Genomic DNA, 14,214 nt, shown 5'->3' on the forward strand with positions numbered 1-14,214 from the left:
GCCGTTGCAAACTGCTGCTGTCATTCCATACACCCTGACAATGAACAATCCGCTCGATACCACGGGGTCTCGGCCACAGCTCCAACCGGAAGAACGGGAATCCATCCGCAGGTTGATTGCCTTCGTCCGCGAAGGCTGTCCAGACGGCGCTTGTCCTCCCGGCTTTCCTGCTGACCGGACCGACGACTTCAGGCGCGCAGCCCTCGAGTACTTCTCCGATCCGCCAGATCCCATCAATCATTTCCGGATTGATGTCCCCAGCGATGAGTACATCCGCGCCGAGGCCCTGGTCTATGAGCACCCATCGGGTATTCACGTGGAGTTGGATCTATTCGCTGATGGCGAGCGGTGCGACTTGACCGCCACGTTCGATCTTGATCGTGAGAGTGCAGTGTTCAGTGGGCCCAGGTTGTACGACATGCACGTGATGTAGCCGGTTGTGGTGGGAGCCACGCCGGCCAGCGGCCGGCACTACCAGGCGCTGCTGTGCTCGCGGTATAGCCATCGCTATACAAACCAGCCCTGCCTGCGCGTTTCGCTGGAAATGCGCCACGCGCGAATCGCGATGCTAAGCTTCGCGTCCCCTTGGGGAGTAGCCGGATTCCTACGCAGGAATCGTCCACGTCAACATACTCGGCCAGTGCGCCGTGGCGTGGACAACCATGATGGTTGGCGAGACCAGCGGCCCGCGCGCGCAACGTCAGGTTGGGCGCGAGCGCAGGCCGTGCGTCCGTCCTAGCCCGACCTCAGCAGCCGCCCATGTCCCCCATTTCGATCCTCCTGATCGGCTTTGCCATGTCCACCGATGCCTTCGCCGCGGCGATCGGCAAGGGTGCGGCCATGCGCAAGCCGGTGTTCCGCGATGCACTGCGTGCCGGCATCATCTTCGGCGTCATCGAGGCGATCACGCCCATCATCGGCTGGCTGCTCGGCCGTGCCGCCCTGCAGTATGTCGAAGCCTTCGACCACTGGATCGCCTTCGGCCTGCTCGGCGCGCTGGGCATCCACATGATCTACAACGGCCTGCGCCCGGACAGCGGCGAGGCAGATGAAGATCCCTCGCAGCACCACGGCTTCTGGAAGTTGGCGCTGACCGGTTTTGCCACCAGCATCGACGCGATGGCGGTGGGCATCGGCCTGGCCTTCATGGACGTGCATATCGGCGTGATGGCCGCGGTCATCGGCCTGTGCACACTGACCATGGTCACCGCCGGCATCATGCTCGGCCGCGTGCTGGGCAGCATGGTTGGCAAGCGTGCCGAGATCATCGGCGGCGTGATTCTGGTGATCATCGGCGCGACGATTCTCTACGAGCACCTGCACGGCGTGGGGTAACGCGTCGAAAGCGAGCGATTGCGTGGTTGCCGGCCAGCGGCCGGCACTACCTGACGTCACATCCACGCATGGCGTGGATCTACTGCCAGGCCGATGAAGCTTTGGTAGATGCCAGGCTTGCCTGGCATGGTTTCACGTCGTGGTTGCCGGCCAGCGGCCGGCACTACTGCGCGTCGCGCAGCGCGCCCAGGAAGGCGCGCAGCGAGGCCGGCTTGATCGGCTTGGTCAGCACGCGGTAGCCGCGTTCGCGTGCCATCCGCTTCAGCTCGTCGCGGCCATCGGCGGTCAGCAACGCACCCGGTAGCGGGTAGCCGGCGGCTTCGCGCAACGCCACCAGCGCGTCCAGGCCGTCCATGCGGTCGTGCAGGTGGTAATCCACCAGCATCACCTGCGGGCGCTCGGCGATCTTTTCCAGCGCCTGGTCAACGGTGGCGGCGGTGATCACCTGCACCTGCCAACGACCGAGCAGTGCGCGCATGCCGTCGAGGATCTCTTCGTCGTTGTCCACGCACAGCACGCGCAGGCCGGCCAGCGAATCGCTGCGCAATGGTGTGGTCACGGCCTGTACCGGCGTGGCCAGCTCGGTGTAGCCCGGCAGCGGCGCCACCCGCGGCAGGATGATCGAGAACATCGAACCACGACCCACGCGACTGCGTGCATTGAGGCGATGGTCGAGCAGGCGCGAGATGCGCTGGCAGATCGACAGGCCCAGCCCCAACCCCTGCTCACCCCAATCGAACGGTTGCTGGTAACGGTGGAACTCTTCGAAGATCTGCCGCATGTGATGCTCGGGAATACCGGGGCCGGTATCCCAGACCTGCAGCTCCACCTCGTCGCCGCGCTGGCGTACGGCCAGCACGATGCGGCCCTGGCGGGTGTAGCGCAGCGCATTGGCCATGAAATTCTGCAGCACGCGGCGCAGCAGGCGGCGGTCACTGCGCACCCACGCCGGGCGCGCGAACAGGTCCAGGCGCAGGCCACGACCGGCGGCGACCGGGGTGTACTGTGCGGCCAGCTCGCGCATCAGCGCGCTCACGTCGAACTCGCCGATCACCGGATGCAGGCCACCGGCATCCAGACGCGATACATCCAGCAGGCCATCGAGCAGCTCTTCGGCCGCGCGCAGCGACGCATCCACGCGTTCGGCCAGATGCTTCTGCTCGTCGCTCACGTGATCACTATCGCGCAGCGCGGAAGCAAACAGGCGCGCCGCATTCAACGGCTGCAGCACGTCATGGCTGATCGCCGCCAGGAAGCGGGTCTTCGACTGCTGTGCGACCTCGGCCTCATGCGAACGCTCGGCCACGCGCTGTTCCAGCGTCTCGTTGGCTTCCAGCAGCGCTTTTTCCGCGTGCTTGTAGTCGGTGATGTCGTTGTAGCTGGTCACGTAACCGCCGCCGGGCAGCGCTTGGCCACGCATCTCGATCACCTTGCCGTCGCTGCGGGTGCGCTCGAACACGTGCGGTGAACCGGCGCGCATGTAGCCGATGCGGCGATTGATCTGCACTTCGATATCGCCCTCGCCCAGCTCGCCGCGCTCGGCGTTGTAGCGGATCAGGTCGGCCACCGGGCGGCCCACATAGAGCATGCCGTCGGGGTAGCCGAACATGTCCTGGTAGCGACGATTCCATGCGGTCAGCCGCATGTCCGGATCGACCACGCTGACCCCGGCGCTGATGTTCTCCAGTGTGGTCGACAGGATCTCGCGGTTGAAGCGCAGTTCCTGCCCGGCTTCGTCCAGCACCGCCACCACTTCGCCCAGGTCCATGCCCGAGCCGCGCAGCAGGCTGGTCAGCAGCAGGCGCGCCGAGGCCGCACCAATCGACGCGGCCAGCAGGCGCTCGGTGAACTGCACCCACGGCCGGTCGGCCGGCGCCGAGGATTGCAGCTCGCGGCCCAGCGACTGTGCCTGCTCGAAGAACGAACGCCGCGCATGGCGCTCGCCGACCACGCGCGAGGCAAGTGCCAGCAGGTCGCCCACGTGCACATGACCGGGCCAGCCACCGGCCACCGACGGGCGCTCGGCATACGGGTCGAGGAACGGCGCGGCGCGCAGCCGCTCGTCCACACCGGGCCGCCAGCGCGCGGACACCAGCATCATCGTCGCCGCATTGACCAGCAGCGACCAGAACGTGCCATGGGTCAGCGGGTCCCAGCCGGTCATGCCGAACAGCTGCTGCGGGCGCAGCCACTCGATGCCGAACGGGCCGTGCTGCACCCAGCCAGCATCGACCCAGCCGGCCATGGTCATCGCCGGCAGCAGCAGTGTGTACAGCCAGGTGGCGAAGCCCAGCAGCATGCCCACCTCGACACCACGCCGGCTCGCGCCGCGCCAGTACAGGCCGCCGATCAGCCCGGGCGCGAACTGCGCCACGGCCGCGAACGCCATCAGGCCGTACGAGGCCAGCGTGCTGTCGTTGCTGCTGGTGCGGTAGTAGCTGTAGGCCATCAGCGCCAGCAGCAGGATCGCCAGGCGGCGGATCCACAGCACGCGCGAGGCAACGTCGGCGGCTTCCTGATGGTCGCCACTGCGACGCAGCAGCACCGGCATCACCAGATCGTTGCTGACCATGGTGGCCAGCGCAATGGACGAGACGATGACCATGCCGGTGGCGGCGGAGAAGCCGCCCACATAGGCGATCAGCGCCAGCGCGTTGCGGCCTTCGGCCAGCGGCAGGGCCAGCACCATCGAGTCGTCGGCGACGCTGCCGCCGGTGCCGAACAGGGTCACGCCGGCGGTGGCGATCGGCAGCACCATGCCCGAGATCAGTACCAGGTAGCCACCGAACATCCAGCGCGCGCGGCGTACGTCGCGCACGTCACCGCACTCGACCACGGCCACGTGGAACTGGCGTGGCAGGCAGATGATGGCCAGGAAGCTGAGCAGGGTCTGCGAGATGAAGCCCACCGGCGGCAGGCCGGTGAACAGCGTATGCACCGACTCGACGACCGCGTCGGTGCGGTTGCTCAGCCACAGGTAGGCGAACACGCCCACGGCCAGCATCGCCAGCAGCTTGATCACCGATTCGAAGGCAATGGCCAGCATCATGCCGTGGTGGTGCTCGGTGGCATCGACCTGGCGGGTACCGAACAGGGTGGCGAACAGCGCCATCAGTAGCGCCACGTACAGCGCCGGATCGGTGAAGAAGCCGGTCGGGCCGCTGTTGCCGGTCAGCACCTGCAGGCTCATCGCCACCGCTTTGTACTGCAGGGCCAGGTACGGAATGATGCCGATCAGGGCGATGATCGCCACCAGTGCCGCTAACCGCCGCGAGCGGCCGAAGCGCGAGGAGATGAAATCGGCGATGGAGACCACGTTCTGGCTGCGGGCGATCAGCGCCAGGCGTTCGATGATGCGCCAGCCGAACAACAGCAGCAGCAACGGACCGATATAGATCGGCAGGTAGCCGATGCCGTTGCGCACGGCCGTACCCACCGCGCCGTAGAAGGTCCACGACGAGCAGTAAACGGCCAGCGCCAGGCTGTACACCACCGGCCGCAGCCACGGCCGATCGGGATACATCGGCCGGCGGTCACCCCACCACGCCACGCCGAACAGCAGCGCGGCATAGGCAACCGAGACCAGCAGCAGGATCCAGCTGGAGACCACGCGTGCGTTTCCGTCGGAACAGGGGCCAGTAGATCACGACCGTTGGTCGTGAGGGTAGGTCATGGCGGTGGGTCACGACCGTTGGTCGTGACGGGGACATCCGTGCCCACTGACAGTGAGCACCTACCGGGAATCAATGGGCACCCACCAGGAAGCGGTGGGCACCTGCCAGGTACCGGCGTTATTGGGCCGGCACGCCCATTTCCTTCAGCAGCTCGGGCGCCGGGTAGACCTTGGCCAGCAGCCAGCGCAGGTAGCGCATGTCCACGTGCACGGCGCGCTTGTAGCGCGGGTCGAACCACCAGCTGGCGCTGACCGATTCCCAGTTGCTGTCGAAGTTCAGGCCGATCAGTTCGCCCTTGGCGTTGAGCACCGGCGAGCCGGAGTTGCCGCCGGTGGTATCCAGGTTGGTCAGGAAGTTGACCGTCTGGGTCTTCAGCGCCGGATCGGCGGTGCTGCCGAAGTCACCCTTGGCAATCGCCGCCAGCAGCGGCTTGGGCGCATCGAACGGATAGGCGTTGGTGTTCTTCTCGACGATGCCGGCCACGGTGGTCACCGGCGAGTAGGTCACGCCATCGCGCGGGTGCAGCGCCTCCACCTTGCCGTAACTGATGCGCAGGGTGCGGTTGGCATCCGGGTACACGGCGCGGCCCTGCTTGGCACGCCAGGCGAACAGCGCCTGCATGTAGGCCGGGCGCAGGCGCAGCTGCTCGCCTTCGCGGGTCTTGCTCTCGTTCTCGATGCGCAGCTGCGCGGCCACCAGCGGGCCGGCCACGGCGATCAGCGGATCGGCGGCCAGCGCCTTGCCTTCGCGTGCGGCAGCGAAGCGCGACAGGCGCTGCGCCTCGTCACCCAGCTGGGTGCCCGCATACAGGGTATCCAGCGCCTTGGCCAGCTGCTGCGGGGTACGGCCAAAGGCCGCGTCGAACTCGGCCACGCGCTGCGCGTCCGGCAGCTGCTGGTAGCGGGTCAGCAGGGTGGTCAGCAGCGCCTTCTCGACCTCCGGTGCGTAGCGGCGCTGGACCTGCTTGAGCACGCCTTCGATCATCGCCTGGTCGCGCTGCTGGTAGCCGCTTTCGCGCTGCGCGTCCGGCTTGGCCGATTCGATGCGCAGGCGCTCCAGCAGCAACGCCGAACGCAGCAGCTGGCTCTGCGCGGCCATCTGGTCCAGCAGCAGGTCACGCTCGCCCACCGCCGCGCCCTGCGACAGGTTGGCCAGCAAGGCCTTGATGTCGCCCTGGTACCTGCGGTCGGTGGCAGCGAGCATCGCCGTCTCGTCGGCGGCACGCTGGGCCTTGGCGTCGCTGCGCAGCAGGCCTTCCAGCTCACCGGCAGCGCGCTTGCGGTTGTTCTTCAACGACTGCAGCTGCGAGGCGTAGCGGGTGCGCGCCTGTGCATCCTTCACGCTGGCGGCCTCGATGGTGTCGATCATCTGCTGGAACACCGATACGCGGCGCGGCAGCACGGTATCGATCTGGCCAGCGAATTCGGCCGCGGTACGATGGCGGTAGGTGATGCCCGGGTAACCGGCCAGCATCGCGTAGTCGCCTTCCTTCGGGCCTTCCACCGACATCTGCAGGTGTGCCGGGGCCTGGTAGGGCACGTTGTCCTTGCTGTAGGCGGCCGGCTTGCCGTCCTTGCCCACGTAGGCGCGCAGCAGGGTGAAGTCGCCGGTGTGGCGCGGCCACATGAAGTTGTCGATCTCGTCGCCGTAGTTGCCGATCGCACGCGGCGGCGCGTACACCAGGCGCACGTCGCTCAGTTCCAGCTGGGCGATCCGGTAGAAGTCGGTGCCGTAGTACATGTTGGCCACCGAGCAGCGCACGCTGCCGTCCTTCTCGCACTCGGCCACGATCTGCTTGCTGGCCGCATCGACAGCATCGAAGTAGGCACGGCCGGTCTTGCCACGCGCCTGCGCCAGCACCTGATCGGTCACCTTGTCGAAGCCGACGGTGACCAGCACGCGGAAGTCCGGGTTGGCCGGGCGCTCGTCGGCACGGCCGTTGGCGATGAAGCCACCAGTGATCAGGTCGTGCTCGGGCGAGCTGTTGTACTGGATCACGCCCATCGCCACGTGGTGGTTGGTCAGCAGCAGGCCGTCGGCGGACACGAACGAACCGGTACCACCACCGGCGCGCACCACGGCGCTCAGCGGCGGCGCGGTGACATTGGCCAGGTCGGCCGGATTGCCCTTGAAACCTGCGGCCTGCAGCGGCTTGGCCAGCTCCGGCAGCTGTGTCGGCATCCACATGCCTTCATCGGCGTGGGCACCGGCGGCGAGGGTCAGGCCCAGGGCCAGGGCGGTGGGAAGGGCTTTGCGTGATGACATGAGGCAATCCGGTACGACAGAACAGCCCGGGACCATAGCCGCTGGGGCCGGATGGGGCAACGGCCGATGGTTGGGGGTACTGCCTTTTCGCGTGGCACGCTGCCGGATACGCTATTGAATCCGGAATCACACAGGGCGTGCTCTTTGAATCCCCGACCCCAAACAATCCAGATCTTTCTCCCACATGGCGATCCAACTGGCATCCGGATTGCCGAGATCACCACGCGAACAGTGCGAGCCGTGGAGATTCCTAGAAAGTTGCTGTCCCGATTTCTGGAAATGCCGGAGTCAACGCAAGTGGGACTTTACTTCCTGTTTGGAAGTGAGGATGACGAAAGTTCGCCTTCAATGTACATCGGCCAAACTGGGGCACTCAAAGATCGCCTGTACACGCATCAAGGTACTCGTGATTCATGGAATCGGGCTGTTGCCGTACTTTCCCTAACCAATGCATTCACCAGCACCCATGTCGGCTATCTGGAATGGCATTCCATTCAGGAGGCACGGAGAGCCGCACGTTTCCGGCTAGAGAACGTCAATGGAGGATCTCGGCCCCATACGCCGCCCCCGCTGGAAGCCGATTGCCAAGAGATACACGAGACAGCTTCCGTCTTGCTGGCTACATTGGGCTACACACCGTTCAAACCACTCGCAGATAGAAGCCAAGCAACAGAACTTCTCTGCAAAGGACCTGATACGGAAGCGAAGGGACTTTACGGCAGCGAAGGAATGGTTGTCCTCAAAGGATCTGTGGGGCGTCGGGAGGTCGTCGCGTCCTTCGGCGCCGCTTCCAGAGCGGTTCGAGAGCAGCTGCTCGCCGAGAAAGTGATCATCGAAGACGGCCGAAACATCCGATTCACTCAGGATCATCAGTTCCGATCTCCCAGCGCCGCCTCTGGTTGTCTGCTTGGACGACCATCCAACGGATGGGACGACTGGAAATCCGCTGACGGGCGATCATTGGACGAACTTGAACGCCGCGCTTCTTTGCAGCTGGCCAAAGACAACTGACCAACACGAATCTCTCGCATGAATCGGGCGCGGCAGGGTCCGGCGCTACCGGAGAGAAGGCGGCGGGTTATTTCTCCCGCCGCCAGTTGATCGACCCCCGGTTTTCCACCGTGCTCGACTCCACTTCCACGTCGAAGCCACGACGCAGCAGGTACTTCAGCGTGATCACCGAACCGGCACCGACCAGCGACACGCCGTAGCCGACGTACAGCTTGGGCGAGATGTACTTGCCGACGCCAATCACCGAGCCGCCCAGCGCGCGCGACTGGCTCACGCCGGCATCGTCCAGGCCCAGCTTGGCGCCCAGCTGCGAGGCCAGCAGGCCGCTGCCAGCCGAGAGCGCCGCCGAGGCCGCGTTGACCTGCTGGGCCTGGTCGCTGCTGGCACCGGTCAGGCTGCGCCCCAGCACCAGGTAGGCCAGTGCCTCGGACTGCGACATCGCCGGCTCGGACCACACGTCCGCGCGCGGCTGCTGTGCACGCCCGGTCACGTCGATGCCGGCGGTGACATCACCGATCCGGCGCTCGGCACGGATGTTGATGCGCGGGTCGGACACCGCGTTGTAGTTCCAGGTGAGGTTGCCACGGGTGATGGTCAGGTCCTGCCCGTATGCCTTGTAGCGACCACTCACTTCCAGGCCACCATTGGCGGTCATTTCGCGGCCAGGCTTGGCCCAGACCTGCATCTTGCCGGTCAGCGCGCCCTTCAGGCCGAAGCCGGTCATCTTCACCTTGTCACCGAGGCTGACGGTCAGGTCCATGTCCAGCGGCGAGGTGCGCGACTCTTCCGGGTCGGCCGGGTCCAGCACCACCACGTCCTCGGACACCGAGGTGCCACGATCCAGGCGTTCGAGATCGATGTCGGCCTCGGGCACGTGCACGGTGCCGCGCAGCTCCATCGCCGCCTTGGCCAGGGTGAAGTCGAGGTTGGGGTTGGCGACGATGCGCAGCTCGCTGGTGTTGGACAGCAGCACGTTCTCGCCGTGGATCTTCAGCTGCAGCGGCTGTGCATCGCCGAACCACGACAGGCCACCATCGACATAAAGCGTGCCCTGGCCCGAGTTGGCCTGCGCGGTGATCTTTGCCGAACCGTCGGGCTGGGCCACGAAGCTGCCCTTGCCCTGGTCGAAGGTCAGGCCCAGCGCGGGGAATTCGCCCTTGAAGTTGCTCAGCTGGGCGTCACCGCCCAGCGATGGCTGGCCGCGCGTACCGCGCAGGCTGACGTGGCCCTCGATCAGGCCGGTCGGGCGCACGATGTCCGGCGAGAACAGCTCCAGCCAGTAAAGTCGCGACATGTTGAGGTAGAGCTCGCCGTTCAGCGGCGCACTGGCCTCCCAGCCGGTCTGCATCCTGGCATCGACGAAGCCGTTGCCCTGGAAGCCCATGCCCAGGTAGCCCTTGATGCTGGCCGGGGTCATGTCGAGCTTGAGCGAGAACTGGTCATAACGCACCAGCTCGCCGCGGGTGGTATCCCCCACGGTGTTGCGGTTCTCGCCCAGGCGCACGCCGCCTTCCTTCGAGCGCACCTCTACATGGCCTTCCCAGGCATTGCCGCGCGGGCGGATCTGCGCGTCCAGGCTGACATCGCCACGCAGGTAGATGCGGCGGCCGGACTGCGGCGGCAGCCACGGCTGCACCAGCGCCAGCGCCAGCGCATCACTGCGCACCACCAGGCCCTCACGCGGCCAGTTGGCCTGTGCGCACAGCTCGCCGCTGCTGGCCGCGGCCAGGCAGGCTTCGGACAGGGTGTAGGTGCTGCCGTTGATCGCGAACGCCGCCGGTGCACGCAACGACCAGGCATCGCCCTTCACCGGTGCGATACGCAGCGACGCCAGTTCGCCGCGCCACTGCGCGCCCTGTTGGCGGACGCTGCCCTGCAGCTCGATCGCACCCATCTCGTTGCGGGTCTGCGCGGCCAGGCGCAGGTTGGAGACACTGCCCTGCGCATCCACGTTCAAGCGTTCCAGCAGCATGCCGGCGTTGACCTGCTGGCCCTGCACCGCCAGCGTGCCGCTGTCGCCGCGCCATGGCAGGTGGCCCTTGATGCTCACGCTCTCGGCGCCGTAGCCGTCCCAGTTGAGGTTGTTGCCGACCAGGTCGGCGGTGATGTCCGGCGCATCGCGCGGGCCCTTCACCTGTACCTGTCCACGCAGGCCGCCATCGGCGCCGGGCAGCAGATCGCTCAGCTGCAGCGGTTCGAAACGCGCGTCGATGTCGAGGCGGTCGCCGACCTTGCCCGACGCGGTCACCCGACTGCTGCCCAGCGACAGCTTCAGGTCGCCCTGGCCCTGCGCGCCCTGCAGCGCGAACTTGCCCTGTGCGTCGAGATTGCGCTGGCGCAGGATGCCCTTCAGCGACGGCAGGTCGACGGTGGCTTCCAGCGTGCCGGCCGTGCCCGGCGGCGCGTTTGCCGGCGGCGGCAGCTGGCGGCCCTTGGAGGCCAGGTTGCCGGACAGGCGGCCGTTCCAGCCCGGCACGAAATAGCCGGGGTCGAAGTCCTTCAGCGTGGCCTTGGTATCCCAGTCCAGCTGCGGTGCCCACGCCACCTGGCCTTCCACCTGCAGCTGCCCACCCGGCGTCTGCGCCTGCAGCTGGTGGATCGACGCGGCCTGGTCATTGCCGCGTACGTCGAACTGCAGCTGTGCCTTCTGCTTTTCGCGTTCGACATCGGCACGGCCGATCGCGGCCCACGCCTTCAAGGTACCGGCCAGGCCGAAGCGCGCTTCCTTCAGGGTGACCGGCACCGGTGCGCTGCCGGCCGTGTTCGGATCGGGCGCCGGCACGTAGGTCAGGTCATGGGCGACCACCGAGAAATTGAGTTTCTGCTGGTCTTCCTGGCTGAAGTCGGCGGTGCCTTCCAGCCGTGCCTCACCGCCAAGCCCTTTCACCAGCAGGGGCGACACCTTCAGCACCTGGTCCTGCAGCGACACCACCGACGGTGCCAGCTCCAGCTCCTGATCACCCTGCTTCACCTTGCCACGCAGGTTGGCGTTGCCGCCCTTGCCAGCCGCGGTGAAGTCCAGTGCGAGCGGTGCGATCGCCGAGCTGGCCAGTGCCGGCGACAGCAGCGCCAGATCCAGTTCATCGCTGCGGATGCTGGCGCTCCAGCTCGGATCGGTGCGGCCATCGAACACCAGCATCGCGTGCAGCGGCTTCGGCGCGCGCCCGGCTACGGCCACTTCCATGTGCGCCAGGTCACCGCGTGCCACCAGCCCCACCGTCGCTGCGGTACGGCCACGCGGGGCCGGCAACACTGCGGTGACGGTCACGTCGGTGTCGTAGTCCTTGGCCGGGATGTAGCGGCCCTGGGCGGTGAAATTGCCCATGTCGCTGTCCACGACCAGTTTGTGCGCCTGGAACTCGCCGTTGGCGATCTCGATGCCACCCCGCACACGGCTGATGTCGATCACCGGCTCGTTGGCCTGGCTGATGCGGAAGCCGTCGATGGCAATGGCATCGGCCTGGATCGCCAGCGGCATTTCGATCTGCGGCAGCGAATCGGGCCACGACGGCAGCTTGAACGGCTCGTCACTCTTGGCCAGGTTCAGCGTCGCGTTGGTCAGCTCCAGCTTGTCCAGCAGCAGCTTGCGGCCCAGCAGCGGGCGCAGGTCCGGCTCCAGGTGCGCGCGCTCGGCGTGGAAATGGATGTCGTCGTAGCGGAAGTCGACGTTGTACAGGGTCAGCGGACCGGCCACCGGGCCGTCCACCTGGTCCCAGGTGAAGCTGGCGCCCACCGGCAGCCGCGCCACCACCTGTGCCAGCAGCACATCGCGGCCGGCCACGGTCTGCAGCAGCCAGTACACCGCCAGCAACGCCAGCAGCACCAGGCCGATCACGCCCACGCCGGACCACGCCCAGAAGCGGCGGCGGCGGTAGAAACGCACGCGCGGCGGCGGCGTGTTCGGGGTGGGTGCGGGCGTGCTCACAGGTCCGCTCCGATGTTGAGGTAAAGCTGGAACTGCGAATCCGGGTTGTTCAGGCCATGCGCGATATCCACGCGCACCGGGCCCACCGGCGATTTCCAGCGCACGCCGAAGCCGACGCCGGTGTGCAGATCAATGGTGTTGTCGAATGCGCTGCCGGTATCGACGAACACCGCCGCGCCCCACGGGCCGCCATTGAAGTAGTGCTCGTACTCGGCCGAGCCGATCACCAGGTTCTTGGCGCCCAGCGCGTATTTGTCGGGTTTGGGTGTGCGCGGGCCGACTTCGCGGTAGGCGTAACCGCGGATGCTGCGGTCACCGCCCGCGAAGTAGCGCAGGCTCGGCGGCATCGCCACCAGATCGCTGGTCCAGGTGGTACCCCCCTCGCCGCGCAGGATCAGGCGGTTGCTTTCACCCACCGGGATGTACCAGCGCAGCACGGCGTTGGCCTGCACGAAGCTGGTGTCCGAGCCGGCACCTTCAACGCCGGCGCGCATCGTCGCAGTACCGCTGATGCCCTTGCGCGGGAACATCTCGTCGTCGACGTTGACGTAGTCGGCAACCATCTGCGGGTACACCAGCGTCGAGGTGTTGTAGACGGCATCGGTGAATTCAGTGCCGGAGGCATAGCGCCAACGCTCGCGCAGTGCGTTGATCGAGGCGATCGCGGTCCAGTGCTCGTTGATCTCGCCGCTGCGGCTGGCGATCAGCTTGAAGTTGCGCAGGTCGATGTAATCGGTCTGCTCGTCATACGCACTGGCGGCGAAGGTGTACCAGCCGTCAAGCCAGTTGAAGGCGGGGATGCGGTAGCTGGTCACCAGGCTCTTGCGCTTCTGCGCATAGTCCAGCTGCGTGTTCATCTTGTGGCCGCGGTTGTTCAGGAACCGCCGCTCGATGCCGCCGCGCACACCCGGGCCACTCTCGCTGCCGTAGCTCAGACCCGCGGTATAGATGGTGCGCTTGGCGCGGGTCAGCTTCACATCCACCGGCACTTCGCCGTTGGCATCGGCCTGGTCGGGCCGTGGCTGGATGTCGATCACGCTGAAGTAGTCCAGCTTGGTCAGCGACTCGCGCAGCCGGTCCAGCTTGCCCTCGTGGAAGTAGCTGCCCTGTTCCCAGTACACCAGCGGGTCGAACAGCTTGTCGACGAAGTAATCCTGCTCGAAACGCACCGGCCCCATGTTGTAGCGGCGGCCGCTGTCCCAGGTCAGGTCGATGTCGGCCGCGTTGTCGGCGCGGGTGATCTGCACCTGGCGCTGGGTGTAGTCGGCATCGAAGTAGCCACGCTCGGCCAGGCGACGGGTGATGGTGATCTTGCTGGCTTCGTACTGCGTGTGCTCGAAGCGCTGGCCCTTGCGGGGCTTGAATGCGGCCAGGTCGTCCTGCAGGTACTGGTCATACATCGCCGGCCCGGTGATGTCGATGTGCTCACGGCGCACGGTCACCGGGGTGCCCTTGTCGACATGGATCAGCACCCGCACATGCTCGTCCTCGCGCGGCGCCTCGACCTTGATCACCGGGTTGTAGTACCCGAAGGGTTCCAGTGCCTGGCGGGTCTGCCGCTCGGCCTGTGACAGCAGGTACTCCAGGCGCGATTCGCCCTGTTCCTTGCCGATCGTGTCGTACAGCGACAGCGATTCCTGGATGTTCTCGATGATTGCGGCGTCGTCGCCCTTGTCCAATCCCTTGATGTCCACCTTGTCGATGGTGCCGCGCGCGTGGGCCACGGAGGTGGCGGCCAGCGACAGGACCATCAGCGGCAGGGCGTATTTCTTTGGCTGCATGCGGCACAGCATACCGACCGAAGGTGACGATGCGAAATGCATCACGTCATTCGGGATCGGTTGTTAAGTGGCGGTCAAAATACGCGCCTTTGTGGCGATCCTCGTGATCGCAGGCGAGGATGCCGGCATCGTGCGCGATGCCGGCAATGATCCCGATGGACATCCGCCAGCGGTAATCCGGTAGTGCCGACCGCTGGCCGGCAATCCACAGGTCGATGCGATG

Annotated in this window: 7 protein-coding genes and 1 riboswitch; of the genes, 3 read left to right on the forward strand and 4 right to left on the reverse strand. The window is 66.3% G+C overall.

Going from position 1 to position 14,214, the window contains the following annotated elements; genetic code table 11:
• The first annotated feature begins 40 nt into the window (after window positions 1-40).
• Together O0K41_RS05285 and O0K41_RS05290 are read left to right on the forward strand one after the other, a co-directional pair.
• Complete coding sequence (locus O0K41_RS05285; RefSeq protein WP_308304450.1) at window positions 41-433, forward strand: hypothetical protein; 393 nt, start codon at window positions 41-43, stop codon at window positions 431-433.
• A 148-nt stretch (window positions 434-581) separates the two neighbouring features.
• Window positions 582-671, forward strand: a riboswitch (yybP-ykoY riboswitch).
• A gap of 88 nt (window positions 672-759) precedes the next feature.
• Window positions 760-1,335, forward strand: coding sequence for a manganese efflux pump MntP family protein (locus tag O0K41_RS05290; RefSeq protein ID WP_164222679.1), 576 nt, complete (start codon window positions 760-762; stop codon window positions 1,333-1,335).
• A gap of 163 nt (window positions 1,336-1,498) precedes the next feature.
• Here O0K41_RS05290 and O0K41_RS05295 read toward each other — a convergent pair whose 3' ends face one another.
• Complete coding sequence (locus O0K41_RS05295) at window positions 1,499-4,945, reverse strand: PAS domain-containing hybrid sensor histidine kinase/response regulator (protein WP_164222681.1); 3,447 nt, start codon at window positions 4,943-4,945, stop codon at window positions 1,499-1,501.
• A 181-nt stretch (window positions 4,946-5,126) separates the two neighbouring features.
• Window positions 5,127-7,274: a S46 family peptidase gene (locus O0K41_RS05300; RefSeq protein WP_164222683.1), complete on the reverse strand. Its 2,148-nt coding sequence runs from the start codon at window positions 7,272-7,274 to the stop codon at window positions 5,127-5,129.
• A gap of 297 nt (window positions 7,275-7,571) precedes the next feature.
• Between O0K41_RS05300 and O0K41_RS05305 the strand changes: the two genes are divergently transcribed.
• On the forward strand, window positions 7,572-8,285 hold the full coding sequence (locus tag O0K41_RS05305) for a GIY-YIG nuclease family protein (RefSeq protein WP_204310885.1): 714 nt from the start codon (window positions 7,572-7,574) through the stop codon (window positions 8,283-8,285).
• A 67-nt stretch (window positions 8,286-8,352) separates the two neighbouring features.
• On the opposite strand, the gene O0K41_RS05310 is transcribed toward O0K41_RS05305, so the two are convergent.
• Window positions 8,353-12,210: a translocation/assembly module TamB domain-containing protein gene (locus tag O0K41_RS05310; RefSeq protein ID WP_164222685.1), complete on the reverse strand. Its 3,858-nt coding sequence runs from the start codon at window positions 12,208-12,210 to the stop codon at window positions 8,353-8,355.
• A complete protein-coding gene (locus tag O0K41_RS05315) occupies window positions 12,207-14,003 on the reverse strand; it encodes an autotransporter assembly complex family protein (protein ID WP_005414924.1) in 1,797 nt (598 codons plus the stop codon). The genes O0K41_RS05310 and O0K41_RS05315 overlap by 4 nt, the downstream gene beginning before the upstream one ends.
• Window positions 14,004-14,214: the final 211 nt, after the last annotated feature.

This window comes from Stenotrophomonas sp. Sm2128 (assembly GCF_030985535.1).
In the GTDB taxonomy this organism is placed as follows: Bacteria; Pseudomonadota; Gammaproteobacteria; order Xanthomonadales; family Xanthomonadaceae; genus Stenotrophomonas; species Stenotrophomonas maltophilia.

What these genes read in the sequence shown, in the direction of transcription:
- O0K41_RS05285 (WP_308304450.1), top strand. Translation starts at nt 41, where the DNA reads ATGAACAATCCGCTCGATACCACGGGGTCTCGGCCACAGCTCCAACCG.
- O0K41_RS05290 (WP_164222679.1), top strand. Translation starts at nt 760, where the DNA reads ATGTCCCCCATTTCGATCCTCCTGATCGGCTTTGCCATGTCCACCGAT.
- O0K41_RS05300 (WP_164222683.1), bottom strand. Translation starts at nt 7,274, where the DNA reads ATGTCATCACGCAAAGCCCTTCCCACCGCCCTGGCCCTGGGCCTGACC.
- O0K41_RS05315 (WP_005414924.1), bottom strand. Translation starts at nt 14,003, where the DNA reads ATGCTGTGCCGCATGCAGCCAAAGAAATACGCCCTGCCGCTGATGGTC.